We start from the raw sequence: 23,679 nt of genomic DNA on the forward strand, positions 1-23,679 counted from the left end.
TGATATCTATGCACTTGTCTACACATCCGACCAGCTACCCAACACGCTATCAGGAGATAGCCGCAAAACTTGAGCAGGAGCTTCGTCAACACTACCGCTGCGGCGACTATCTTCCCGCCGAGCAGCAACTGGCGGCGCGCTTTGAGGTGAACCGCCACACCCTGCGCCGCGCCATCGACCAACTGGTGGAAAAAGGCTGGGTACAGCGCCGTCAGGGCGTCGGCGTGCTGGTGCTGATGCGCCCGTTCGATTACCCGCTCAACGCCCAGGCGCGTTTTAGCCAGAACCTGCTGGATCAGGGCAGCCATCCCACCAGCGAAAAACTGCTGTCTGTGCTGCGCCCGGCCTCCGGTCACGTCGCTGACGCGCTGGGGATCGCCGAGGGCGAGAACGTTATCCACCTGCGCACCCTGCGCCGGGTCAACGGCGTCGCGCTCTGTTTAATCGACCACTACTTTGCGGACCTCACCCTCTGGCCGACGCTGCAACGCTTCGACAGCGGCTCGCTGCACGATTTTCTGCGTGAGCAAACGGGGATTGCGCTGCGCCGCAGCCAGACGCGGATCAGCGCCCGCCGCGCCCAGGCCAAAGAGTGCCAGCGTCTTGAAATCCCGAATATGTCGCCGCTGCTGTGCGTGCGCACCCTTAACCACCGTGACGGTGAAAGCAGCCCGGCGGAGTACTCCGTCAGCCTGACGCGCGCCGACATGATTGAATTCACTATGGAGCACTGAATGCACGCAGATACCGCGACCCGCCAGCACTGGATGTCCATACTGGCACACAGCCAACCGGCTGAACTGGCAGCCCGCCTGAAGGCGCTGAACATCACTGCCGACTATGAAGTAATCCGCGCCGCTGAAACCGGCCTGGTGCAGATTCAGGCGCGGATGGGTGGCACCGGCGAACGCTTTTTTGCTGGCGACGCCACGCTCACCCGCGCCACCGTACGCCTGACTGACGGCACGCTCGGCTACAGCTGGGTGCTGGGGCGCGACAAACAGCACGCCGAACGCTGCGCGCTGATTGACGCGCTGATGCAGCAAACCCGCCATTTTCAAAACTTATCAGAAACCCTTATTGCCCCGCTGGACGCTGACCGTATGGCACGCATTGCCGCACGCCAGGCCGAAGTGAACGCCAGCCGGGTCGACTTCTTTACGATGGTTCGCGGAGATAACGCATGACCCTGGAAACCGCTTTTATGCTTCCTGTGCAGGATGCCCAGCACAGTTTTCGTCGCCTGTTAAAGGCCATGAGCGAGCCGGGCGTGATTGTCGCCCTGCATCAGCTCAAACGCGGCTGGCAGCCGCTGAATATCGCCACCACCAGCGTGCTGCTGACGCTGGCCGATAACGACACGCCGGTGTGGCTTTCTGCGCCATTAAGTAACGATATCGTCAGCCAGAGCCTGCGTTTTCATACCAACGCGCCGCTGGTCAATCAGCCGGAACTGGCGACCTTCGCGGTAACGGATGAGGCGATTTCCAGCGAACAGCTTAACGCCCTTTCCAGCGGCACCGCTGTTGCGCCAGAAGCGGGCGCGACGCTGATTTTACAGGTCGTCAGCCTGAGCGGCGGGCGCATGCTGCGCCTTACTGGCGCGGGTATTGCCGAAGAACGAATGATCGCTCCGCAGCTGCCGGAGTGCATTCTGCACGAACTTACCGAGCGCCCGCACCCGTTCCCGCTCGGCATCGACCTGATCCTGACCTGCGGCGAGCGCCTGCTGGCTATCCCGCGAACCACTCATGTGGAGGTGTGCTGATGTACGTTGCCGTGAAAGGGGGCGAAAAGGCGATCGACGCCGCCCACGCCCTGCAAGAGAGCCGACGCCGGGGCAATACCGATTTGCCTGAACTGAGCGTCGCCCAGATTGAACAGCAGCTTAATCTTGCAGTAGATCGCGTGATGACCGAAGGCGGCATTGCCGACCGCGAACTGGCGGCGCTGGCGCTGAAACAGGCCAGCGGCGATAACGTCGAAGCGATTTTCCTGCTACGCGCCTACCGCACCACGCTGGCGAAGCTGGCGGTAAGCGAGCCGCTCGACACCACCGGGATGCGTCTCGAACGGCGTATTTCAGCGGTTTATAAAGATATTCCCGGCGGCCAGCTGCTTGGCCCAACCTACGACTACACCCATCGCCTGCTCGATTTCACCCTGCTGGCAAACGGCGAAGCGCCGACGCTGACCACAGCCGACAGCGAACAACAGCCGTCGCCGCACGTTTTCAGCCTGCTGGCGCGTCAGGGGCTGGCGAAGTTTGAAGAAGATAGCGGCGCACAGCCGGACGACATCACCCGCACGCCGCCGGTTTACCCCTGCTCACGCTCCTCCCGCCTGCAACAATTAATGCGCGGCGACGAAGGCTATTTGCTGGCGCTGGCCTACTCCACCCAGCGTGGTTACGGGCGCAATCACCCGTTCGCGGGCGAGATCCGCAGTGGCTATATCGACGTGTCTATTGTGCCGGAAGAGCTGGGATTTGCGGTGAACGTCGGCGAACTGCTGATGACCGAATGTGAAATGGTCAACGGTTTTATCGACCCGCCGGATGAGCCGCCGCACTTCACGCGCGGCTACGGGCTGGTGTTCGGCATGAGCGAGCGCAAAGCGATGGCGATGGCGCTGGTTGACCGCGCTCTACAAGCCCCGGAGTACGGCGAGCACGCGACAGGCCCGGCGCAGGATGAAGAGTTCGTGCTGGCGCATGCCGACAACGTCGAAGCCGCAGGCTTTGTCTCGCACCTTAAACTCCCGCACTACGTCGATTTCCAGGCCGAACTGGAGCTACTCAAACGTCTGCAACAGGAGCAGAACCATGGCTAATCTGAGCGGCTACAACTTTGCCTACCTCGACGAGCAGACCAAGCGCATGATCCGCCGCGCCATCTTAAAAGCGGTGGCGATCCCCGGTTATCAGGTGCCGTTTGGCGGGCGCGAGATGCCGATGCCGTACGGCTGGGGAACTGGTGGTATCCAGCTTACCGCCAGCGTGATTGGCGAAAGCGACGTGTTGAAGGTGATTGACCAGGGTGCGGATGACACCACCAACGCCGTATCAATTCGCAACTTCTTTAAGCGCGTGACCGGGGTAAACACCACTGAACGTACGGACGATGCGACGCTTATCCAGACGCGCCACCGCATCCCCGAAACGCCGCTGACCGAAGATCAGATCATTATTTTCCAGGTGCCGATCCCCGAACCGCTGCGCTTTATCGAGCCGCGCGAAACGGAGACCCGCACTATGCACGCGCTGGAGGAGTACGGCGTGATGCAGGTGAAGCTGTATGAAGATATCGCCCGCTTCGGTCATATCGCCACCACCTATGCCTATCCGGTGAAGGTGAACGGGCGCTACGTGATGGACCCGTCGCCGATCCCGAAATTCGATAACCCAAAAATGGACATGATGCCCGCCCTGCAGCTGTTCGGCGCAGGACGCGAGAAGCGCATCTATGCGGTGCCGCCGTTTACCCGCGTGGAAAGCCTCGATTTCGACGATCACCCGTTCACCGTTCAACAGTGGGATGAGCCGTGCGCCATCTGCGGATCGACCCACAGCTATCTCGACGAAGTGGTACTGGATGACGCCGGAAACCGCATGTTTGTCTGCTCCGATACCGATTATTGCCGCCAACAGAGCGAGGCGAAAAGCCAATGAATCAACCGTTACTTTCGGTCAATAACCTGACCCACCTTTACGCGCCGGGCAAAGGCTTTAGCGATGTCTCTTTTGATTTATGGCCGGGGGAAGTGCTGGGCATCGTCGGGGAATCCGGCTCCGGGAAGACCACGCTGCTGAAATCAATCTCCGCGCGCCTGACGCCGCAGCAGGGGGAGATTCGCTATGAAAACCGCTCCCTCTATGGCATGAGCGAGGCCGACCGCCGTCGCCTGCTGCGCACCGAATGGGGCGTGGTGCATCAGCATCCGCTCGACGGCCTGCGCCGCCAGGTGTCGGCAGGCGGCAATATCGGCGAGCGGCTGATGGCGACCGGGGCGCGTCATTACGGCGATATTCGCGCCACCGCGCAGAAGTGGCTGGAGGAGGTGGAGATTCCCTCCAACCGGATCGACGACCTGCCGACCACCTTTTCCGGCGGTATGCAGCAACGTTTGCAGATTGCCCGCAACCTGGTGACGCATCCGAAGCTGGTGTTTATGGACGAGCCAACCGGCGGGCTGGATGTATCGGTACAGGCGCGCCTGCTCGATCTGCTGCGCGGTCTGGTGGTGGAGCTGAATCTGGCGGTGGTGATTGTCACCCACGATCTGGGCGTCGCCCGCCTGCTGGCGGACCGTTTGCTGGTGATGAAACAGGGGCAAGTGGTGGAGAGTGGGTTAACCGACCGCGTGCTCGACGACCCGCATCATCCGTATACCCAGCTGCTGGTGTCATCGGTTTTGCAGAATTGAGCCAGTGCCGGATACGGCGTAAACGCCTTATCCGGCCGACAAATGCGCTCCCCGTAGGTCGGATAAGACGCGTCAGCGTCGCATCCGACACCCGAACCACGAGGCGAAAAATGATTAACGTACAAAACGTCAGTAAAACCTTCATCCTGCACCAGCAAAACGGCGTGCGCCTGCACGTCTTACAACGTGCCTCGCTCACCGTCAACGCAGGCGAATGCGTGGTACTCCACGGCCACTCCGGCAGTGGAAAATCAACCCTGCTACGCTCGCTGTACGCCAACTATCTGCCCGATGAAGGTCAAATCCAGATCAAACACGGTGATGAGTGGGTAGACCTGATCACCGCGCCAGCCCGCAAAGTGGTGGAGATCCGCAAAACCACCATCGGCTGGGTGAGCCAGTTTCTGCGCGTCATCCCGCGTATTTCGGCACTGGAAGTGGTGATGCAGCCTCTGCTCGATACCGGCGTACCGCGTGAAGCCTGCGCCGCTAAAGCCGCGCGTCTGCTAACACGCCTGAACGTGCCGGAACGCCTGTGGCACCTTGCACCATCGACCTTCTCCGGCGGCGAACAGCAGCGCGTCAACATCGCCCGTGGCTTTATCGTCGACTATCCCATTCTGCTGCTCGACGAACCTACCGCCTCGCTGGACGCTAAAAACAGCGCCGCCGTAGTGGAACTGATCCGCGAAGCCAAAGCCCGCGGCGCGGCCATCGTCGGTATCTTCCATGACGAAGCCGTACGCAATGACGTCGCCGACCGCCTGCACCCAATGGGAGCCTCTTCATGATTATCAATAACGTTAAGCTGGTGCTGGAAAACGAAGTGGTGCACGGTTCGCTGGAGATGCAGGACGGTGAAATCCGCGCCTTTGCCGAAAGCCAGAGCCGCCTGCCGGACGCGATGGACGGCGAAGGTGGCTGGCTACTGCCCGGACTGATTGAGCTGCATACCGACAACCTCGATAAATTCTTCACCCCGCGCCCGAAAGTCGACTGGCCCGCCCATTCGGCGATGAGCAGCCACGACGCGCTGATGGTGGCAAGCGGCATCACCACCGTACTGGACGCCGTGGCGATTGGTGATGTGCGCGACGGCGGCGATCGGCTGGAGAATCTGGAGAAGATGATCAACGCCATCGAAGAGACGCAGAAACGCGGCGTCAACCGCGCCGAGCACCGCCTGCACCTGCGCTGCGAACTGCCGCACCACACCACGCTGCCGCTGTTTGAAAAACTGGTGCAGCGCGAACCGGTGACGCTGGTATCGCTGATGGACCACTCGCCAGGCCAGCGCCAGTTCGCCAATCGCGAGAAGTATCGCGAATATTATCAGGGCAAATATTCCCTCACCGATGCGCAGATGCAGCAGTACGAAGAAGAGCAATTGGCGCTCGCCGCACGCTGGTCGCAGCCAAATCGCGAAACCATCGCCGCAATGTGCCGCGCGCGACACATTGCCCTCGCCAGCCACGATGACGCCACGCACGCCCACGTTGCCGAATCTCACCAGCTTGGCAGCGTGATCGCCGAATTTCCCACCACGTTCGAAGCGGCAGAAGCCTCGCGCAAGCATGGCATGAACGTGCTGATGGGCGCGCCGAATATCGTGCGCGGCGGTTCGCACTCCGGCAACGTGGCGGCCAGTGAACTGGCGCAGCTTGGCCTGCTGGATATCCTCTCTTCCGACTACTACCCCGCCAGCCTGCTCGATGCGGCATTTCGCGTCGCCGATGACGAGAGCAACCGCTTTACGCTGCCGCAGGCGGTGAAGCTGGTGACTAAAAATCCGGCGCAGGCGCTTAATCTTCAGGATCGCGGAGTGATTGGCGAGGGCAAACGCGCCGACCTGGTGCTGGCGCATCGCAAGGGCAACCACATTCATATCGACCACGTCTGGCGTCAGGGTAAAAGGGTGTTCTGATGACGGGAAAACTGATTTGGTTAATGGGGGCCTCTGGCTCCGGAAAAGACAGTCTGTTGACGGAACTCCGCCAGCGGGAACAAACTCAGCTACTGGTAGCGCATCGCTACATCACGCGCGCCGCCAGCGCCGGAAGTGAAAACCATATCGCCCTGAGCGAGCAGGAGTTTTTTACCCGCGCGGGGCAGAACCTTCTGGCCTTAAGCTGGCACGCCAACGGCCTGTATTATGGCATCGGCGTCGAGATTGATCTCTGGCTGCACGCTGGATTTGACGTGCTGGCCAACGGCTCACGCGCGCATTTGCCGCAGGCGCGGGCGCGCTATCAATCGGCGCTGCTGCCCATTTGCTTACAGGTTTCGCCGGAGATCCTGCGCCAGCGCCTGGAAAACCGTGGCCGTGAAAACGCCAGTGAAATTAACGCCCGGCTGGCGCGCGCCGCCCGCTATACTCCTCAGGATTGCCATACGCTCAATAATGACGGCAGCCTGCGCCAGTCGGTCGACACGCTGCTGACGCTGATTCATCAGAAGGAGAAACACCATGCCTGCTTGTGAGCTTCGCCCGGCCACGCAGTACGATACCGACGCAGTTTACGCGCTGATTTGTGAGCTAAAACAGGCGGAGTTTGACCACCATGCGTTTCGCGTGGGGTTTAACGCCAATCTGCGCGCTCCGAACATGCGCTACCATCTGGCGCTGCTGGATGGCGAAGTTGTCGGCATGATCGGCCTGCATTTGCAGTTTCATCTGCATCATGTCAACTGGATCGGCGAAATTCAGGAACTGGTGGTGATGCCGCAGGCGCGCGGTCTGAACATCGGCAGTAAATTACTGGCATGGGCAGAAGAAGAAGCCCGCCAGGCCGGGGCAGAAATGACCGAGCTTTCCACCAACGTCAAGCGCCACGACGCGCACCGTTTCTATCTGCGCGAAGGCTATGAGCAGAGCCACTTCCGCTTCACCAAGGCGCTGTAACATGAGCCTGACCCTCACACTTACTGGCACTGGCGGCGCACAGGGCGTTCCCGCATGGGGCTGTGAGTGCGTGGCCTGCGTCAGAGCGCGGCGCTCACCGCAGTATCGCCGCCAGCCATGCAGCGGCGTCGTGAAGTTTAACGACGCGATCACCCTGATCGACGCCGGGCTGCACGATCTTGCCGATCGCTGGTCGCCCGGATCGTTCCAGCAGTTTTTGCTGACGCACTACCATATGGATCACGTGCAGGGGCTGTTTCCGCTGCGCTGGGGCGTGGGCGATTCGATCCCGGTCTACGGCCCGCCGGATGAACAGGGCTGCGACGATCTGTTTAAACATCCGGGCCTGCTTGATTTCAGCCACACGATGGAACCGTTTGTGGTGTTTGATTTACAGGGGTTACAGGTCACGCCGCTGCCGCTCAACCATTCGAAACTCACTTTCGGCTATCTACTGGAAACGGCACATAGCCGGGTGGCGTGGCTGTCTGACACGGCAGGCCTGCCGGAAAAAACGCTGAAATTTTTACGCAATAATCAGCCACAGGTAATGGTGATTGATTGCAGCCACCCACCGCGCGAGGATGCACCGCGTAATCACTGCGATTTAAACACCGTGCTGGCACTGAATGAGGTTATCCGCTCGCCGCGGGTGATTCTGACCCATATCAGCCACCAGTTTGATGCGTGGCTGATGGAAAACGCACTGCCGTCGGGGTTTGAGGCGGGGTTTGATGGGATGGAGATTGGGGTGGCGTGATGGGTGAGGGGCGATGCCTGCTCTAAACTCAACATCAACGCCCATACTCATCTTCCATTCTCCGCTCTTCATCTTCTAGCTGCCGACGCTCCTGATCAAGCTGGCGCTGGCGATCGTCCAGCTGCCTGCGGCGATCTTCAAACTGGCGGCGGCGGTCGTCATATTGTCTGCGCCGATCGTCGCTCACTTCACGCTGCCAGCCGTCGTCGTGCGAATCTTCATAGTCTCGCCCACGGTCAGGGTTATAAGCATCGTTAATCGCCTGCTGAATATTGCCAATGGTGTCGTCGATAATATCGGCCTGGGCCGGAACGGTGGACAGCGTGAGCAGGGTGAATAAAAGAAATAGCGGAAAGCGTTTCATTAGCCAACCTCAAAAAGAAACTCTATCCACATTAGTCATTACTCATCCATGCAAGTAGTGGATGAATCTCAATTTCTCCGCTGCTCTATTGCCGTAATCGCCTCCACACGTTGTTGATGACGACCGCATTCGTACTGTGCGCCCAGCCACGCATCCACAATCATTTTTGCCAGTTCGAGGCCAACCACTCGTGAACCAAAAGCCAGTGCAACTTCACTGGCGTAATGCGGATAATCAGTGCGCTCTGACGACCTGGTTTCTTTATCAATCCCCTCACTCATTGACCATGAATAAAAGGCTGGCACAGCAACGCAGAATCCTGCGGTGCCAGCGACATGACCGCCCATTGCTCCGGTACGTTTTTTAATAAAAAACACCGGTTGCATTGATTAATTGTGCTCAGTATTTGCCGAAGTACAATATATATAATAAATATATAAAACACCTCATATTATTTACAGAGATAATAAATTCGCGTACTTTTCCCTCTTCAGCACAAATGCCTAATAAAATGGCGCGTTCAGCTCACACTTCTACTTATTAAAGTCGCAATTTCCCAATTATGATAACGCCAGCTTCAAATGACGTATTTTGCATGGGTTACATATTTACGACATAAATGATAAATGGAGATTTATATGAATAACTCTCGGTTATTCCGTTTGAGCAGGATTGTTATTGCGTTAACTGCCGCCAGCAGCATGATGGTAAATACCGCTAATGCGAAAGAGGAAGCGAAAGCCGCCACTCAATATACCCAACAGGTTAATCAGAATTACGCCAAATCATTACCGTTTAGCGATCGTCAAGATTTTGACGATGCCCAGCGTGGATTTATCGCCCCGCTGCTGGATGAAGGTATTCTGCGTGATGCGAACGGTAAAGTTTACTACCGCGCAGACGATTACAAATTTGATATTAATGCCGCTGCGCCGGAAACCGTAAACCCCAGCCTGTGGCGTCAGTCGCAAATCAACGGTATTTCTGGCCTGTTCAAAGTCACCGATAAAATGTATCAGGTGCGCGGCCAGGATATCTCTAACATTACGTTCGTTGAGGGCGAGAAAGGCATTATTGTTATCGACCCGCTGGTGACGCCGCCTGCCGCAAAAGCCGCACTTGATCTTTACTTCCAGCATCGTCCGCAAAAACCGATTGTTGCTGTGATTTACACCCACAGCCACGCCGACCATTATGGCGGTGTGAAAGGCATTATCTCTGAAGCGGATGTTAAATCCGGCAAAGTGCAGGTGATCGCTCCGGCAGGCTTTATGGACGAAGCCATCAGCGAAAACGTGCTGGCGGGTAACATCATGAGCCGCCGTGCGCTCTACTCTTACGGTCTGTTACTGCCGCACAACGCGCAAGGCAACGTGGGCAACGGCCTGGGCGTGACGCTGGCAACGGGCGACCCGAGCATTATTGCACCGACTAAAACTATCGTCAGAACTGGCGAGAAGATGATTATCGACGGCCTGGAATTTGACTTCCTGATGACTCCGGGTAGCGAAGCGCCAGCCGAAATGCACTTCTATATTCCGGCTCTGAAAGCCCTGTGTACCGCCGAGAACGCCACGCATACCCTGCACAACTTCTACACTCTGCGCGGCGCGAAAACCCGCGACACCAGCAAGTGGACCGAGTATCTGAACGAAACGCTGGATATGTGGGGTAATGACGCGGAAGTACTGTTTATGCCGCACACCTGGCCGGTCTGGGGCAATAAGCATATCAATGATTATATTGGTAAATATCGCGATACTATCAAGTACATTCACGACCAGACCCTGCACCTGGCTAACCAGGGCTACACCATGAATGAAATCGGCGACATGATTAAGCTGCCGCCTGCGCTTGCCAATAACTGGGCCAGCCGCGGCTATTACGGTTCTGTCAGCCACAACGCCCGCGCGGTGTATAACTTCTATCTTGGCTATTACGACGGTAACCCGGCTAACCTGCATCCGTATGGTCAGGTGGAGATGGGTAAACGTTACGTGAAAGCGCTGGGCGGTTCTGCCCGCGTCATCAACCTGGCGCAAGAAGCGAACAAGCAAGGTGATTACCGCTGGTCGGCAGAACTGCTGAAACAGGTGATTGCCGCCAACCCTGGTGACCAGGTCGCGAAGAATCTGCAAGCGAATAACTTTGAACAGCTGGGCTATCAGGCCGAGTCCGCCACCTGGCGCGGTTTCTACCTGACCGGCGCGAAAGAGCTGCGCGAAGGGGTGCATAAATTCAGCCACGGCACCACCGGTTCCCCGGACACCCTTCGCGGAATGTCGGTCGAAATGCTGTTCGACTTTATGTCCGTTCGCCTCGATAGTGCGAAAGCCGCGGGTAAAAATATCAGCCTGAACTTCAATATGAGCAACGGCGATAACCTCAACCTGACGCTGAACGATAGCGTGCTTAACTACCGTAAAACGCTGCAACCTGAAGCCAATGCCTCTTTCTACATCAGCCGTGAAGATCTTCACGCCGTGCTGACCGGACAAGTCAAAATGGCGGATCTGGTAAAAGCGAAGAAAGCCAAAATTATTGGCAATGGCGCGATACTGGAAGAAATTATTGCCTGTCTGGATAATTTCGATTTGTGGGTGAATATCGTAACCCCAAATTAATGCCACTCACTTTTGGGGGCGCTTAAGCCCCCAAAAGCATTTATTTTAAAAATACATACAACAAATTAATACATAAAATATATAAGTTATGAATGCGGTGGCTGAATAAAGCTATTTTTATTCATCGAGAAAATAGCCATACTGACGCCTTCAATGGATATTGATATTCACTACAGATATTGTTCGCAGCAGACAGGATGTATTTAATATGCCAACAGTTCTCTCTCGCATGGCGATGCAACTCAAAAAAACAGCCTGGATAATTCCCGTCTTCATGGTTTCGGGATGCTCATTATCTCCGGCAATCCCGGTGATCGGCGCTTATTATCCCAGCTGGTTTTTCTGCGCCATTGCCAGCCTTATTTTGACGCTCATCACGAGGCGAATTATTCAGCGGGCAAATATCAATCTGGCATTTGTCGGAATTATTTATACCGCCCTTTTTGCTCTCTACGCCATGCTGCTCTGGCTGGCATTTTTCTAATCTATTTGAGACGCGCTCATGGAAAGTACGCCGAAAAAAGCTCCTCGCAGTAAATTCCCTGCTCTGTTAGTGGTTGCGTTGGCGCTGGTTGCCCTTGTTTTCGTTATCTGGCGCGTAGACAGTGCGCCATCAACTAATGACGCCTACGCGTCAGCAGATACCATTGATGTGGTGCCGGAAGTCAGCGGTCGCATTGTAGAACTGGCGGTCACCGACAACCAGGCGGTGAAACAGGGCGATTTGCTGTTTCGCATCGACCCGCGCCCATACGAGGCCAATCTGGCGAAAGCCGAAGCCTCCCTCGCGGCGCTGGATAAGCAAATTATGCTCACCCAGCGTAGCGTTGACGCGCAACAGTTTGGTGCCGACTCGGTTAATGCCACGGTAGAAAAAGCCCGTGCCGCCGCGAAACAGGCCAGTGATACATTACGCCGCACCGAGCCATTACTGAAAGAAGGTTTCGTCTCAGCGGAAGACGTTGACCGCGCGAGAACCGCGCAGCGCGCCGCAGAAGCCGATCTTAATGCCGGATTGTTGCAGGCGCAGTCAGCCGCCAGCGCCGTCAGCGGCGTGGATGCGCTGGTGGCGCAACGTGCGGCAGTGGAAGCGGATATTGCGTTGACGAAACTGCATCTGGAAATGGCGACCGTTCGCGCGCCGTTTGATGGCCGGGTCATTTCCCTCAAAACCTCCGTCGGGCAATTTGCTTCTGCCATGCGCCCTATTTTCACCCTAATCGACACTCGTCACTGGTACGTGATCGCCAACTTCCGCGAAACTGATCTGAAAAATATTCGCTCAGGTACACCCGCAACCATTCGCCTGATGAGCGACAGCGGCAAAACCTTCGAGGGTAAAGTGGATTCGATTGGCTACGGCGTGCTACCGGATGACGGCGGCCTGGTGCTGGGCGGCCTGCCGAAAGTGTCTCGTTCTATTAACTGGGTCCGCGTTGCCCAGCGTTTTCCGGTCAAAATCATGGTTGATAAACCTGACCCGGAAATGTTCCGCATCGGCACTTCGGCAGTCGCTAATCTTGAGCCGCAATAATGAGCGCGCTCAACTCCCTGCCATTACCGGTGGTCAGGCTGCTGGCGTTCTTTCATGAAGAGTTAAGCGAGCGGCGGCCAGGTCGTGTGCCGCAGACCGTGCAACTCTGGGTAGGCTGCCTACTGGTGATTCTGATCTCGATGACTTTTGAGATCCCTTTTGTGGCGTTATCGCTGGCAGTGCTGTTTTACGGTATTCAGTCGAACGCGTTTTACACCAAATTTGTGGCGATCTTGTTTGTGGTTGCCACGGTGCTGGAGATCGGCAGCCTGTTTTTGATCTACAAATGGTCATACGGCGAACCGTTGATCCGATTGATCATCGCCGGGCCGATCCTGATGGGCTGCATGTTTTTGATGCGCACCCATCGGCTGGGACTGGTCTTTTTCGCTGTCGCCATTGTCGCCATTTACGGGCAAACCTTCCCCGCCATGCTCGACTATCCGGAAGTGGTCGTGCGCTTAACGCTGTGGTGTATCGTTGTTGGCCTCTATCCAACCTTGCTGATGACGTTAATCGGCGTGCTGTGGTTTCCCAGTCGTGCCATTACGCAAATGCATCAAGCGCTTAATGATCGGCTTGATGATGCCATTAGTCACCTGACGGACAGCCTCGCACCGCTACCCGAAACGCGGATTGAAAGAGAGGCGCTGGCGCTGCAAAAACTCAATGTCTTTTGCCTCGCGGACGATGCCAACTGGCGAACTCAGAGCGCATGGTGGCAAAGCTGCGTGGCAACGGTAACCTACATTTACTCGACGCTGAATCGCTACGATCCCACCTCTTTTGCTGATTCTCAGGCAATTATTGAATTTCGGCAAAAATTAGCCTCAGAAATCAACAAACTGCAGTATGCCATTGCCGAAGGTCAGTGCTGGCAAAGCGACTGGCGGATCACTGAAAGTGAAGCGATGGCGGCACGGGAATGTAACCTGGAGAATATCTGCCAGACGTTATTGCAACTGGGTCAGATGGACCCGAATACGCCGCCAACGCCCGCCGCCAAACCGCCATCAATGGTCGCCGACGCTTTTACCAATCCAGACTATATTCGCTACGCGGTAAAAACGCTGCTCGCCTGTTTGATCTGTTACACCTTCTACAGCGGCGTGGACTGGGAAGGCATTCACACCTGTATGCTGACCTGCGTGATCGTCGCTAACCCGAATGTTGGTTCGTCGTATCAGAAAATGGCGCTGCGTTTTGGCGGTGCCTTCTGCGGTGCAATTCTGGCGCTGTTATTCACGTTACTGGTCATGCCCTGGCTGGACAATATTGTCGAATTGCTGTTTGTGCTGGCACCGATTTTCCTGTTGGGCGCATGGATTGCCACCAGCTCTGAACGCTCTTCTTATATCGGCACACAGATGGTGGTCACCTTCGCGCTCGCCACGCTCGAAAACGTTTTTGGCCCAGTGTACGACCTGGTGGAAATTCGCGATCGCGCCCTGGGTATCATCATTGGTACCGTGGTGTCCGCGGTGATTTACACCTTTGTCTGGCCTGAAAGTGAAGCGCGCACACTGCCGCAAAAACTGGCTGGCGCGCTGGGTATGTTGAGTAAAGTAATGCGGATCCCACGCCAGCAGGAAGTCACGGCTCTGCGCACTTATCTGCAAATTCGTATAGGTCTGCATGCGGCGTTTAATGCCTGTGAAGAGATGTGCCAACGCGTGGCGCTGGAGCGTCAACTGGACAGCGAAGAACGCGCTTTACTGATTGAACGTTCGCAAACGGTTATTCGTCAGGGCCGCGATATTCTTCACGCCTGGGATGCAACCTGGAACTCGGCGCAGGCGCTGGATAACGCACTACAGCCGGACAGAGCAGGTCAGTTTGCCGACGCACTGGAGAAATACGCTGCCGGTCTGGCAACCGCACTCAGCCGTTCTCCTCAAATAACGCTTGAAGAAACACCCGCCTCGCAGGCCATCCTGCCGACCTTATTAAAACAGGAGCAACACGTCTGCCAGCTTTTCGCCCGCTTGCCAGACTGGACAGCCCCGGCATTAACGCCCGCCACGGAACAGGTACAAGGAGCCACGCAATGATCAATCGTCAACTTTCACGCCTGCTGTTGTGCAGCATTCTCGGCAGCACGACGCTGATTTCCGGCTGTGCCCTGGTACGCAGGGATTCTGCGCCTCATCAACAGCTCAAACCTGAACAAATCAAACTGGCCGATGATATTCATCTTGCCAGCTCCGGCTGGCCGCAGGCGCAGTGGTGGAAACAACTCAATGACCCGCAGTTGGATGCCCTGATCCAACGGACGCTAAGTGGTTCACACACCCTCGCCGAAGCGAAACTGCGGGAAGAAAAAGCGCAGTCCCAGGCCGATTTGTTAGATGCTGGTTCACAGTTGCAGGTGGCAGCGTTAGGGATGCTCAACCGCCAACGTGTCTCGGCGAACGGCTTTTTAAGCCCTTATGCGATGGATGCGCCCGCACTGGGGATGGACGGGCCGTACTATACGGAAGCCACAGTCGGTTTGTTTGCCGGATTGGATCTCGATTTGTGGGGTGTGCATCGCTCAGCGGTTGCCGCTGCCATTGGCGCGCATAATGCCGCGCTGGCAGAAACCGCAGCAGTAGAGCTATCGCTGACCACGGGCGTAGCGCAGCTTTATTACAGTATGCAGGCCAGCTATCAGATGCTCGATCTGTTAGAACAAACTCGCGATGTGATTGATTACGCGGTAAAAGCGCACCAGAGTAAAGTGGCGCACGGTCTGGAAGCGCAAGTGCCTTTCCACGGCGCGCGGGCACAGATTCTGGCGGTCGATAAACAAATTGCTGCCGTTAAAGGGCAAATCACCGAAACGCGAGAATCTCTGCGCGCATTGATTGGCGCGGGAGCCAGCGATATGCCGGAGATCAAACCGGTGGCATTACCGCAAATCCAGACCGGTATTCCGGCGACACTCTCTTATGAGTTGCTCGCCAGACGCCCGGATCTGCAAGCTATGCGCTGGTATGTTCAGGCGTCATTAGATCAGGTGGATTCCGCGCGGGCGCTGTTCTATCCGAGCTTTGATATCAAAGCGTTTTTCGGCCTGGATTCTATCCACCTGGATACCTTATTCAAAAAAACCAGTCGCCAGTTCAACTTTATCCCAGGTCTGAAATTGCCGCTGTTTGACGGTGGACGGTTGAATGCCAATCTCGAAGGCACTCGCGCCGCCAGCAACATGATGATTGAACGTTACAACCAGTCAGTGCTGAATGCGGTGCGCGACGTTGCCGTCAACGGCACGCGTCTGCAAACGCTCAACGACGAGCGAGAGATGCAGGCTGAACGCGTGGAAGCAACGCGCTTCACCCAGCGCGCTGCCGAGGCCGCCTATCAACGCGGCTTAACCAGCCGCTTACAGGCCACCGAAGCCCGGTTGCCAGTGCTTGCCGAGGAGATGTCATTACTGATGCTGGACAGCCGCCGGGTGCTCCAAAGCATTCAGTTGATGAAATCGCTGGGCGGCGGGTATCAGGCAAGTCCCGTCGTCGAGAAAAAATAAAATGTCTGCCGCGTGATGGCTGTCACGCGGTATTTCGTTTCGTCACGTCAAAACTGACGACAGCCTGTTTTTCGTCAGAGTTTTGAATAAATAGTGCCCGTAATATCAGGGAATGACCCCAAATAAAATGTGGCATAAAAGATGCATACTGTAGTCGAGAGCGCGTATGCGTGATTTGATTAACTGGAGCGAGACCGATGAAAAAAGTCGTCACGGTTTGCCCCTATTGCGCATCAGGTTGCAAAATCAACCTGGTCGTCGATAACGGCAAAATCGTCCGGGCGGAGGCAGCGCAGGGGAAAACCAACCAGGGTACCCTGTGTCTGAAGGGTTATTATGGCTGGGACTTCATTAACGATACCCAGATCCTGACCCCGCGCCTGAAAACCCCCATGATCCGTCGCCAGCGTGGCGGCAAACTCGAACCTGTTTCCTGGGATGAGGCACTGAATTACGTTGCCGAGCGCCTGAGCGCCATCAAAGAGAAGTACGGTCCGGATGCCATCCAGACGACCGGCTCCTCGCGTGGTACGGGTAACGAAACCAACTATGTAATGCAAAAATTTGCGCGCGCCGTTATTGGTACCAATAACGTTGACTGCTGCGCTCGTGTCTGACACGGCCCATCGGTTGCAGGTCTGCACCAATCGGTCGGTAATGGCGCAATGAGCAATGCTATTAACGAAATTGATAATACCGATTTAGTGTTCGTTTTCGGGTACAACCCGGCGGATTCCCACCCAATCGTGGCGAATCACGTAATTAACGCTAAACGTAACGGGGCGAAAATTATCGTCTGCGATCCGCGCAAAATTGAAACCGCGCGCATTGCGGACATGCACATTGCACTGAAAAACGGCTCGAACATCGCGCTGTTGAATGCGATGGGCCATGTCATTATTGAAGAAAATCTGTACGACAAAGCGTTCGTCGCTTCCCGCACAGAAGGCTTTGAAGAGTATCGTAAAATCGTTGAAGGCTACACGCCGGAGTCGGTTGAAGATATCACCGGCGTCAGCGCCAGTGAGATTCGTCAGGCGGCGCGGATGTATGCCCAGGCGAAAAGCGCCGCCATCCTGTGGGGCATGGGTGTAACCCAGTTCTACCAGGGCGTGGAAACCGTGCGTTCTCTGACCAGCCTCGCGATGCTGACTGGTAACCTCGGTAAGCCGCATGCGGGTGTAAACCCGGTTCGTGGTCAGAACAACGTGCAGGGTGCCTGCGATATGGGCGCGCTGCCGGATACGTATCCGGGATACCAGTACGTGAAAGATCCAGCTAACCGTGAGAAATTCGCCAAAGCCTGGGGCGTGGAAAGCCTGCCAGCGCATACCGGCTATCGCATCAGCGAGCTGCCGCACCGCGTAGCGCATGGCGAAGTGCGTGCCGCGTACATTATGGGCGAAGATCCGCTGCAAACTGACGCGGAGCTGTCGGCAGTACGTAAAGCCTTTGAAGATCTGGAACTGGTTATCGTTCAGGACATCTTTATGACCAAAACCGCGTCGGCGGCGGATGTTATTTTACCGTCAACGTCGTGGGGCGAGCATGAAGGCGTGTTTACTGCGGCTGACCGTGGCTTCCAGCGTTTCTTCAAAGCAGTTGAGCCGAAATGGGATCTGAAAACGGACTGGCAAATCATCAGTGAAATTGCCACTCGTATGGGTTATCCGATGCACTACAACAACACCCAGGAGATCTGGGATGAGTTGCGTCATCTGTGCCCGGATTTCTACGGTGCGACTTACGAGAAAATGGGCGAACTGGGCTTCATTCAGTGGCCTTGCCGCGATACTTCAGATGCCGATCAGGGGACTTCTTATCTGTTTAAAGAGAAGTTTGATACCCCGAACGGTCTGGCGCAGTTCTTCACCTGCGACTGGGTAGCGCCAATCGACAAACTCACCGACGAGTATCCGATGGTACTGTCAACGGTGCGTGAAGTTGGTCACTACTCTTGCCGTTCGATGACCGGTAACTGTGCGGCACTGGCGGCGCTGGCTGATGAACCTGGCTACGCACAAATCAATACCGAAGACGCCAAACGTCTGGGTATTGAAGATGAGGCATTGGTTTGGGTGCACTCGCGTAAAGGCAAAATTATCACCCGTGCGCAGGTCAGCGATCGTCCGAACAAAGGGGCGATTTATATGACCTACCAGTGGTGGATTGGTGCCTGTAACGAGCTGGTTACCGAAAACTTAAGCCCGATTACGAAAACGCCGGAATACAAATACTGCGCCGTGCGCGTCGAGCCGATCGCCGATCAGCGCGCCGCCGAGCAGTACGTGATTGACGAGTACAACAAGTTGAAAACTCGCCTGCGCGAAGCGGCACTGGCGTAATACAGTCCTTTCTACAGCCTCCTTTCGGAGGCTGTTTTTTTATCCATTCGAACTCTTTATACTGGTTACTCCCTACCCAATCGTATTATCAAAATGAAAAAAATTATCGCATTGATGTTGTTTTTGACATTCTTTGCCCACGCGAACGACTCCGAGCCTGGCAGCCAGTATTTAAAGGCAGCAGAGGCCGGGGACCGACGCGCACAATATTTTCTTGCCGACAGCTGGTTTAGCTCCGGCGATTTGAGCAAAGCCGAATATTGGGCACAGAAAGCCGCCGACAGCGGTGATGCTGATGCCTGCGCGCTGTTGGCGCAGATCAAAATCACCAATCCGGTCAGTCTGGACTATCCACAAGCAAAAGTTCTTGCAGAGAAAGCAGCGCAAGCGGGCAGTAAAGAAGGTGAAGTAACGCTGGCGCATATTCTGGTAAATACGCAAGCGGGTAAACCGGATTATCCAAAGGCGATTTCGCTGTTAGAAAACGCTTCGGAAGATCTGGAGAACGACTCTGCCGTCGATGCCCAAATGCTGCTTGGTTTGATTTACGCCAACGGCGTGGGCATTAAGGCCGACGATGACAAGGCAACCTGGTATTTCAAACGCAGCTCTGCGATTTCCCGAACCGGTTATTCCGAGTACTGGGCGGGAATGATGTTCTTAAATGGTGAAGAAGGTTTTATCGAGAAGAATAAACAAAAGGCGCTGCACTGGTTGAACCTGAGCTGTATGGAAGGGTTTGATACCGGGTGTGAAGAGTTTGAGAAATTAACCAACGGTTAAGGTAGGCCTGATAAGACGCGTTAAGCGTCGCATCAGGCATCCACACATTGCCGGGTGGATATCCCCGGCAATCTTCAATTATTGATCCGCAGTTTTATCAAATTTGCCCAGCACTTCACGCTCATAAGCCAGCGCTTTCTTACGGTCAAATTTGTGTTCCCACTTGGCAATCACCAGCACCGCCAGCGCATTACCCACCACGTTCAGCGCAGTACGCGCCATATCGAGGATACGGTCAACACCGGCAATAAACGCCAGACCTTCCAGCGGAATACCTACGCTACCCAGCGTTGCCAGCAGCACCACAAACGACACGCCCGGCACGCCAGCAATCCCTTTCGAGGTCACCATCAGCGTCAGCACCAGAATGATTTCCTGCCAGATGGACAGGTCAATGCCATACAGCTGAGCGATGAAAATAGCGGCAATACTTTGATACAGCGTCGAACCATCAAGGTTAAAAGAGTAACCGGTCGGCACCACGAAACTGGTGATCGACGCCGGTGCTCCGTAGGCTTCCATCTTCTCAATAATTCGCGGCAGCACGCTTTCAGAGCTTGCAGTGGAGTACGCCAGAATCAGCTCATCTTTCAGAATACGAATCAGGATCCAGACGCTTAACCCGCACAGGCGCGCCACAATTCCCAGCACTACCAGCGCGAAGAACAGAATGGCGAAATGCACCAGCAGCACCAGTTTCGCCAGTGGCCACAGAGACGAGAAACCAAAGTTAGCCACCGTCACCGCAATCAGCGCAAACACACCCACCGGCGCATAACGCATCACCATGTGAGTCACTTTAAACATGGTTTCAGAGATGGAGCGGAACACGGTCACCAGCGGTTCACGATGCGTCGCGGGCAGGGAGGAAAGCCCCAGACCAAACAGCACCGAGAAGAAGATGATCGGCAGCATTTCGCCTTTCGCCATCGACGCCACAATGTTCGTCGGCACCAGCGACAAAATCGTGCCCATAATGCCGTGGGAACTGCTTTGTACCGCTTCCGTAGTGCTCTGATATTTCGAGATATCGACGGTCGCCAGCTGCGACATATCCACCCCGGCACCGGGCTGGAAGACGTTCGCCAGAGTGATCCCCAAAATGATGGCGACGGTGGTGATCACCTCGAAGTAAATAATGGTTTTCGCGCCAATACGCCCGAGCTGTTTGGCATCACCAACACCCGCGATACCCACCACCAGCGTGGAGATCACAATCGGCACAACAATCATTTTGATCAGATGGATGAAGATATCACCCGCCGGAGAGAGCAAATTGACGACCAGCCAGTCGCGGCTGTCGCTATGGTAGTGCAGGTAGCTTCCCAGGAGAATGCCCAGCACCATAGCAAACAGAATCTGCCAGGCCAGGCTGAATTTTATATTTTTCATCAGAATAACTTCCTCAATGGAGCGCCGTTCCCCGTTCAGAAACGCGAGAACGTGACATACTGCCAGGGCATGAATTGTGTTGCGTTGGTTTGTAGATTTTTTTAACGCTTATGATCAGTATCATTTGCGCGGTATGTTGCGCAACCCTTTAACAACAGAGCTTTTCGCTGCATTAATGCATAATAACGCGAGTTTATGGCAGGATTAATGAATAACCATTTGTTATGGAAAGATTTTTATTTGTTTAATCTGCAATAATACTGATTGGTGATTATTTTTGGCATATGTTCATTCGATTATTTTTTATGCAGCTCAATAACATAATCTTCATCACCAGATGATTAATCCGATCTCCGCTGCAACAGTTTCGCCATATTAATCGACTCGACCAGCTGTGTCCGGTTAATCCGGGGTGAGTTGAGATCCATCACTTTTTGCCATAGTTCGATGGCTTGCGCGTAATTCGCCTGCATAAACGCATCGGAAGCCAGCAGCATCAGAGCGGTGATTTCGTTAGAGTCCAGCGCGAGGGCTTTGTCGATCATTGCGCGTGTCTGGGCGGTCATATGCTGGCTGGCCTGGTAATAAAGCACCGTCGCCAGCGCCGCATACAGTTCAGCGTTCTCACCACGTAGATGCAACGCCTGACGGTACGCCAGCAGCGAATTGCTGTAATCGTTTTGCCACAGATAGTACTCGCCCAGTAACGCCCACTGTTCGCTGTTTTGTGGATTAGCGCGGATTTTATCCTGCAATGCCTGAAGCTGCGCTTCCGGAGTTTGCTGGCTGGCAAACTGATGTAGCGGATCGCGCTGACGCTGATACTCCGCACGCACCGCCTGCCATTTTGGACTTAACAGATAACTGCCGACACAGAGAAATACCATCAATATCGTGAGTGTTGTCAGCATTTTCACCGGTATTTGAGGCGGTTTCATCGCTTCGCCCTTACCCGCCAGAGGATCAGTGCCATCAGCAGTAACAACACCACTGGCAGCGCCCACAACACCAGAGTCTGACCCGTCAACGGTGGGTTATAACGAACAAAATCACCGTAGCGTTCGGTCATCCAGCCAATGATTTCGACTTCACTTTTCCCCTCCGCCACCATGCTGTAAACCTGATGGCGCATACTGACTGCCACCGGCGCATTGGATTCCAGTAAGTTCTGATTCTGGCACTGCGGGCAGCGTAACTGGCTGGCAATATTTAACGCCTGTTCCTGTTGTTGCGGATTGGCGAATTGCCAGGTGTCTACAACCTGAGCGCGCGCAAAACAGGTAAATAACAGCAGTAGCGTGAGAAGCCCTTTATTCATCGCGCTTCCTCCCCCGCCATCCGCTTAACAATGCGCCCGCAATCATCAACAACCCTCCCCCCCAGATCCAGCGCACACCGCATTGTACATACAAACGAAAAGCGTAACGATCCGGCCCAGTTTTCTCCCCCATGACCGCATACCAGTCATGGATGCCGTTCCAGCGAATTGACGGTTCCATCATTTGCTGACGGCGTGCTTCGTAAAAACGCCGCTCCGGCGTCAGTTCACCAATACGTTGCTGATGGTCAAACAGTGCCACTATCGCTTTTTCGCTGGTGTAATTGCCTCTGGCTTGCAGATCGAGGCGCTCAAAACGGAAGGTGTATCCTGCCAGCGTCACCTGCTGACCCGGCTGTAAATTCAGGCTGATCTCCTGACGGCTGACGCTGGAGACCACGATCCCTGCGGCAAATAACAGCACGCCCGCATGCGCCAGCAGCGCCGGAAGCTGCACGCGTTTGCCAGAGACAAACGTCGCCAGCACAATCACCACCAGCATCAACAGACCAAACGGTAACGTCGCGCGGTTAAAATACGGCGCGCCAACGGAGAGGCGTCCCCAGCCCAGCAGGCCGTAAATCATCGGATAAAGCGTTCCCACCAGCACGATCAGTAGCACCGCGCAAAACAGCAACAGCGTAGCGAGGATTAACATTTCTCGCGATAACCCCGCAAAACGCACCGCCGGGCCACCGTCCCGCGCTCGCCAGCCATACAGAGCCAGAGACGCAAGGCTAATCAGTGCAAACAGGCTGAACAACGGCACGGCGCGGACGTTATCCAGCGCGAACGCATGAACCGAAACCAGAATGCCAGAACGGACAATTAAGGTACCCAGCAGCGACAGCATCAGAGTAACTATCGCCAGTAACAGCGACCAGTGGCGGAAAATCCCCCGCTGGCGTGTCAGGGACAAACTGTGCAGCAGTGCAGTGGCAGAAAGCCAGGGTAATAAAGAGGCGTTTTCCACCGGGTCCCAGAACCACCAGCCGCCCCAGCCCAGTTCGCAATAGGCCCACCAGGAACCGAGGATGATCCCCGCCGTTAATGCCCCCCAGCCTGGTAGTGCCCAGCGCCAGCAAATTCGGGCGCAGGCACCATCAAACTCGCTGCGCAGTAAACTCGCCAGCGCCACGCTCGCCGCCACCATCAAACCGCCATACCCGAGATAAAGCAGCGGCGGATGGAAGATAAGACCGGGATGTTGCAGCATCGGATTGAGATCGCGCCCTTCGATTGCTGGTGGAAATATCCGCACGAAGGGATCGGACCACAGCACTACAAACAGTAGCAGTGCGGCGAGCATGAGAGATAAAACGGCTAGCGTCAGCGGAAATAGCGGATCGGTTTGCTGCCGATAATGCCAGGCAAACAGCGCGCTCCAGGCGGAAAGCAGCAGCACCCAAAGCAGCAGCGAACCTTCATGACCGCCCCACACCGCCGCCAGTTTGAGTTCCCACGACAGCAGGCTGTAGCTATGTTGGGCGACATAAATGACCGAGAAATCGCTGATGAGAAAACAATACGTCAGTACGCCAAAGGCGAGCAGCAGGAGCGCGAACTGCGCCAGAATGCCGATGCAAGTGAGTCGCATCATGGCAGGCCAGCGTAACCGCACTCCCGCGAAGGTCATCAACGGGGTCAACACGTTGACCCCAAGACTTAACAACAACGCCAGAAAACCGACTTCAGGAAGGAATACGTCCAGAAACCAC

24 protein-coding genes are annotated in these 23,679 nt (G+C 55.5%); 18 read left to right on the forward strand and 6 right to left on the reverse strand.

Annotated features, from left to right (window positions below; all coding sequences use genetic code 11):
• The first annotated feature begins 8 nt into the window (after positions 1–8).
• The 11 genes from phnF (at position 9) to phnP (ending at position 8,087) form a co-directional block, all read left to right on the forward strand.
• Entirely contained in the window at positions 9–734 is a 726-nt protein-coding gene (phnF, locus tag ACJHWK_RS03370; protein ID WP_001400506.1) for a phosphonate metabolism transcriptional regulator PhnF, read from the forward strand.
• On the forward strand, positions 735–1,187 hold the full coding sequence (gene phnG / locus ACJHWK_RS03375) for a phosphonate C-P lyase system protein PhnG (RefSeq protein ID WP_001522253.1): 453 nt from the start codon (positions 735–737) through the stop codon (positions 1,185–1,187). It abuts the gene before it with no gap.
• Positions 1,184–1,768 carry a phosphonate C-P lyase system protein PhnH gene (gene phnH / locus ACJHWK_RS03380; protein WP_000171616.1) on the forward strand — a complete coding sequence of 195 codons (585 nt, stop codon included), beginning with the start codon at positions 1,184–1,186 and terminating at the stop codon, positions 1,766–1,768. The genes phnG and phnH overlap by 4 nt, the downstream gene beginning before the upstream one ends.
• Entirely contained in the window at positions 1,768–2,832 is a 1,065-nt protein-coding gene (gene phnI, locus ACJHWK_RS03385) for an alpha-D-ribose 1-methylphosphonate 5-triphosphate synthase subunit PhnI (protein WP_001305710.1), read from the forward strand. The genes phnH and phnI overlap by 1 nt, the downstream gene beginning before the upstream one ends.
• Entirely contained in the window at positions 2,825–3,670 is an 846-nt protein-coding gene (gene phnJ, locus ACJHWK_RS03390; protein WP_000002284.1) for an alpha-D-ribose 1-methylphosphonate 5-phosphate C-P-lyase PhnJ, read from the forward strand. The genes phnI and phnJ overlap by 8 nt, the downstream gene beginning before the upstream one ends.
• Entirely contained in the window at positions 3,667–4,425 is a 759-nt protein-coding gene (gene phnK, locus ACJHWK_RS03395; protein WP_001075537.1) for a phosphonate C-P lyase system protein PhnK, read from the forward strand. Before phnJ ends, phnK begins: the two co-directional genes overlap by 4 nt.
• Positions 4,426–4,535: 110 nt before the next feature.
• Complete coding sequence (phnL, locus tag ACJHWK_RS03400; protein ID WP_000611392.1) at positions 4,536–5,216, forward strand: phosphonate C-P lyase system protein PhnL; 681 nt, start codon at positions 4,536–4,538, stop codon at positions 5,214–5,216.
• Positions 5,213–6,349: an alpha-D-ribose 1-methylphosphonate 5-triphosphate diphosphatase gene (gene phnM, locus ACJHWK_RS03405; protein ID WP_000586264.1), complete on the forward strand. Its 1,137-nt coding sequence runs from the start codon at positions 5,213–5,215 to the stop codon at positions 6,347–6,349. Before phnL ends, phnM begins: the two co-directional genes overlap by 4 nt.
• Positions 6,349–6,906, forward strand: coding sequence for a ribose 1,5-bisphosphokinase (gene phnN / locus ACJHWK_RS03410; protein ID WP_001522251.1), 558 nt, complete (start codon positions 6,349–6,351; stop codon positions 6,904–6,906). The genes phnM and phnN overlap by 1 nt, the downstream gene beginning before the upstream one ends.
• Entirely contained in the window at positions 6,893–7,327 is a 435-nt protein-coding gene (phnO, locus tag ACJHWK_RS03415) for an aminoalkylphosphonate N-acetyltransferase (protein WP_170886392.1), read from the forward strand. The genes phnN and phnO overlap by 14 nt, the downstream gene beginning before the upstream one ends.
• A 1-nt stretch (position 7,328) precedes the next feature.
• Positions 7,329–8,087 (forward strand): phosphonate metabolism protein PhnP, encoded by a 759-nt coding sequence (phnP, locus tag ACJHWK_RS03420; protein WP_001522250.1) that lies wholly within the window; start codon positions 7,329–7,331, stop codon positions 8,085–8,087.
• A 34-nt stretch (positions 8,088–8,121) separates the two neighbouring features.
• On the opposite strand, the gene yjdP is transcribed toward phnP, so the two are convergent.
• Positions 8,122–8,451, reverse strand: a complete 330-nt coding sequence (gene yjdP, locus ACJHWK_RS03425) for a DDRRRQL repeat protein YjdP (protein ID WP_000819737.1) — start codon at positions 8,449–8,451, stop codon at positions 8,122–8,124.
• A 68-nt stretch (positions 8,452–8,519) separates the two neighbouring features.
• Entirely contained in the window at positions 8,520–8,837 is a 318-nt protein-coding gene (locus ACJHWK_RS03430) for an RpiB/LacA/LacB family sugar-phosphate isomerase (RefSeq protein ID WP_001522249.1), read from the reverse strand.
• 252 nt (positions 8,838–9,089) lie between these two features.
• Here ACJHWK_RS03430 and yjcS point away from each other — a divergent pair, with 252 nt between their 5' ends.
• The 7 genes from yjcS to yjcO all read left to right on the forward strand — a co-directional run bounded on the left by yjcS (position 9,090) and on the right by yjcO (position 19,251).
• The gene (gene yjcS, locus ACJHWK_RS03435) at positions 9,090–11,075 is read left to right on the forward strand and encodes an alkyl sulfatase YjcS (RefSeq protein ID WP_001522248.1); all 1,986 of its coding nucleotides are present in this window, start codon (positions 9,090–9,092) and stop codon (positions 11,073–11,075) included.
• A gap of 208 nt (positions 11,076–11,283) precedes the next feature.
• Positions 11,284–11,559, forward strand: coding sequence for a YtcA family lipoprotein (locus tag ACJHWK_RS03440; protein ID WP_001309139.1), 276 nt, complete (start codon positions 11,284–11,286; stop codon positions 11,557–11,559).
• An 18-nt stretch (positions 11,560–11,577) separates the two neighbouring features.
• Positions 11,578–12,609: a multidrug efflux transporter periplasmic adaptor subunit MdtN gene (gene mdtN, locus ACJHWK_RS03445; RefSeq protein WP_001522247.1), complete on the forward strand. Its 1,032-nt coding sequence runs from the start codon at positions 11,578–11,580 to the stop codon at positions 12,607–12,609.
• A complete protein-coding gene (gene mdtO, locus ACJHWK_RS03450) occupies positions 12,609–14,660 on the forward strand; it encodes a multidrug efflux transporter permease subunit MdtO (RefSeq protein WP_020233741.1) in 2,052 nt (683 codons plus the stop codon). Before mdtN ends, mdtO begins: the two co-directional genes overlap by 1 nt.
• The gene (mdtP, locus tag ACJHWK_RS03455; protein WP_020233742.1) at positions 14,657–16,123 is read left to right on the forward strand and encodes a multidrug efflux transporter outer membrane subunit MdtP; all 1,467 of its coding nucleotides are present in this window, start codon (positions 14,657–14,659) and stop codon (positions 16,121–16,123) included. The genes mdtO and mdtP overlap by 4 nt, the downstream gene beginning before the upstream one ends.
• A 197-nt stretch (positions 16,124–16,320) precedes the next feature.
• Complete coding sequence (fdhF, locus tag ACJHWK_RS03460; RefSeq protein ID WP_077468916.1) at positions 16,321–18,468, forward strand: formate dehydrogenase subunit alpha; 2,148 nt, start codon at positions 16,321–16,323, stop codon at positions 18,466–18,468.
• A gap of 93 nt (positions 18,469–18,561) precedes the next feature.
• Positions 18,562–19,251 carry a Sel1 family TPR-like repeat protein YjcO gene (gene yjcO, locus ACJHWK_RS03465; RefSeq protein ID WP_000719886.1) on the forward strand — a complete coding sequence of 230 codons (690 nt, stop codon included), beginning with the start codon at positions 18,562–18,564 and terminating at the stop codon, positions 19,249–19,251.
• Between the two features lie 78 nt (positions 19,252–19,329).
• Here the strand turns inward: yjcO and gltP are convergent, their stop codons facing one another.
• The 4 genes from gltP to ACJHWK_RS03485 all read right to left on the reverse strand — a co-directional run bounded on the left by gltP (position 19,330) and on the right by ACJHWK_RS03485 (position 23,672).
• The gene (gene gltP, locus ACJHWK_RS03470; RefSeq protein WP_000789589.1) at positions 19,330–20,643 is read right to left on the reverse strand and encodes a glutamate/aspartate:proton symporter GltP; all 1,314 of its coding nucleotides are present in this window, start codon (positions 20,641–20,643) and stop codon (positions 19,330–19,332) included.
• Between the two features lie 341 nt (positions 20,644–20,984).
• Positions 20,985–21,581 (reverse strand): heme lyase NrfEFG subunit NrfG, encoded by a 597-nt coding sequence (nrfG, locus tag ACJHWK_RS03475; protein WP_001522243.1) that lies wholly within the window; start codon positions 21,579–21,581, stop codon positions 20,985–20,987.
• On the reverse strand, positions 21,578–21,961 hold the full coding sequence (gene nrfF / locus ACJHWK_RS03480) for a heme lyase NrfEFG subunit NrfF (protein WP_001522242.1): 384 nt from the start codon (positions 21,959–21,961) through the stop codon (positions 21,578–21,580). The genes nrfG and nrfF overlap by 4 nt, the downstream gene beginning before the upstream one ends.
• Complete coding sequence (locus ACJHWK_RS03485) at positions 21,954–23,672, reverse strand: heme lyase CcmF/NrfE family subunit (protein WP_071593684.1); 1,719 nt, start codon at positions 23,670–23,672, stop codon at positions 21,954–21,956. Before ACJHWK_RS03485 ends, nrfF begins: the two co-directional genes overlap by 8 nt.
• Between the last annotated feature and the right edge of the window lie 7 nt (positions 23,673–23,679).

Source organism: Escherichia sp. WS547 (genome assembly GCF_046486065.1).
GTDB lineage: Bacteria > Pseudomonadota > Gammaproteobacteria > Enterobacterales > Enterobacteriaceae > Escherichia > Escherichia coli.

Coding starts and splice junctions, on each gene's coding strand:
- phnF (WP_001400506.1), top strand. CDS start 9: ATGCACTTGTCTACACATCCGACCAGCTACCCAACACGCTATCAGGAG.
- phnG (WP_001522253.1), top strand. CDS start 735: ATGCACGCAGATACCGCGACCCGCCAGCACTGGATGTCCATACTGGCA.
- phnH (WP_000171616.1), top strand. CDS start 1,184: ATGACCCTGGAAACCGCTTTTATGCTTCCTGTGCAGGATGCCCAGCAC.
- phnI (WP_001305710.1), top strand. CDS start 1,768: ATGTACGTTGCCGTGAAAGGGGGCGAAAAGGCGATCGACGCCGCCCAC.
- phnJ (WP_000002284.1), top strand. CDS start 2,825: ATGGCTAATCTGAGCGGCTACAACTTTGCCTACCTCGACGAGCAGACC.
- phnK (WP_001075537.1), top strand. CDS start 3,667: ATGAATCAACCGTTACTTTCGGTCAATAACCTGACCCACCTTTACGCG.
- phnL (WP_000611392.1), top strand. CDS start 4,536: ATGATTAACGTACAAAACGTCAGTAAAACCTTCATCCTGCACCAGCAA.
- phnM (WP_000586264.1), top strand. CDS start 5,213: ATGATTATCAATAACGTTAAGCTGGTGCTGGAAAACGAAGTGGTGCAC.
- phnN (WP_001522251.1), top strand. CDS start 6,349: ATGACGGGAAAACTGATTTGGTTAATGGGGGCCTCTGGCTCCGGAAAA.
- phnO (WP_170886392.1), top strand. CDS start 6,893: ATGCCTGCTTGTGAGCTTCGCCCGGCCACGCAGTACGATACCGACGCA.
- phnP (WP_001522250.1), top strand. CDS start 7,329: ATGAGCCTGACCCTCACACTTACTGGCACTGGCGGCGCACAGGGCGTT.
- yjdP (WP_000819737.1), bottom strand. CDS start 8,451: ATGAAACGCTTTCCGCTATTTCTTTTATTCACCCTGCTCACGCTGTCC.
- ACJHWK_RS03430 (WP_001522249.1), bottom strand. CDS start 8,837: ATGCAACCGGTGTTTTTTATTAAAAAACGTACCGGAGCAATGGGCGGT.
- yjcS (WP_001522248.1), top strand. CDS start 9,090: ATGAATAACTCTCGGTTATTCCGTTTGAGCAGGATTGTTATTGCGTTA.
- ACJHWK_RS03440 (WP_001309139.1), top strand. CDS start 11,284: ATGCCAACAGTTCTCTCTCGCATGGCGATGCAACTCAAAAAAACAGCC.
- mdtN (WP_001522247.1), top strand. CDS start 11,578: ATGGAAAGTACGCCGAAAAAAGCTCCTCGCAGTAAATTCCCTGCTCTG.
- mdtO (WP_020233741.1), top strand. CDS start 12,609: ATGAGCGCGCTCAACTCCCTGCCATTACCGGTGGTCAGGCTGCTGGCG.
- mdtP (WP_020233742.1), top strand. CDS start 14,657: ATGATCAATCGTCAACTTTCACGCCTGCTGTTGTGCAGCATTCTCGGC.
- yjcO (WP_000719886.1), top strand. CDS start 18,562: ATGAAAAAAATTATCGCATTGATGTTGTTTTTGACATTCTTTGCCCAC.
- gltP (WP_000789589.1), bottom strand. CDS start 20,643: ATGAAAAATATAAAATTCAGCCTGGCCTGGCAGATTCTGTTTGCTATG.
- nrfG (WP_001522243.1), bottom strand. CDS start 21,581: ATGAAACCGCCTCAAATACCGGTGAAAATGCTGACAACACTCACGATA.
- nrfF (WP_001522242.1), bottom strand. CDS start 21,961: ATGAATAAAGGGCTTCTCACGCTACTGCTGTTATTTACCTGTTTTGCG.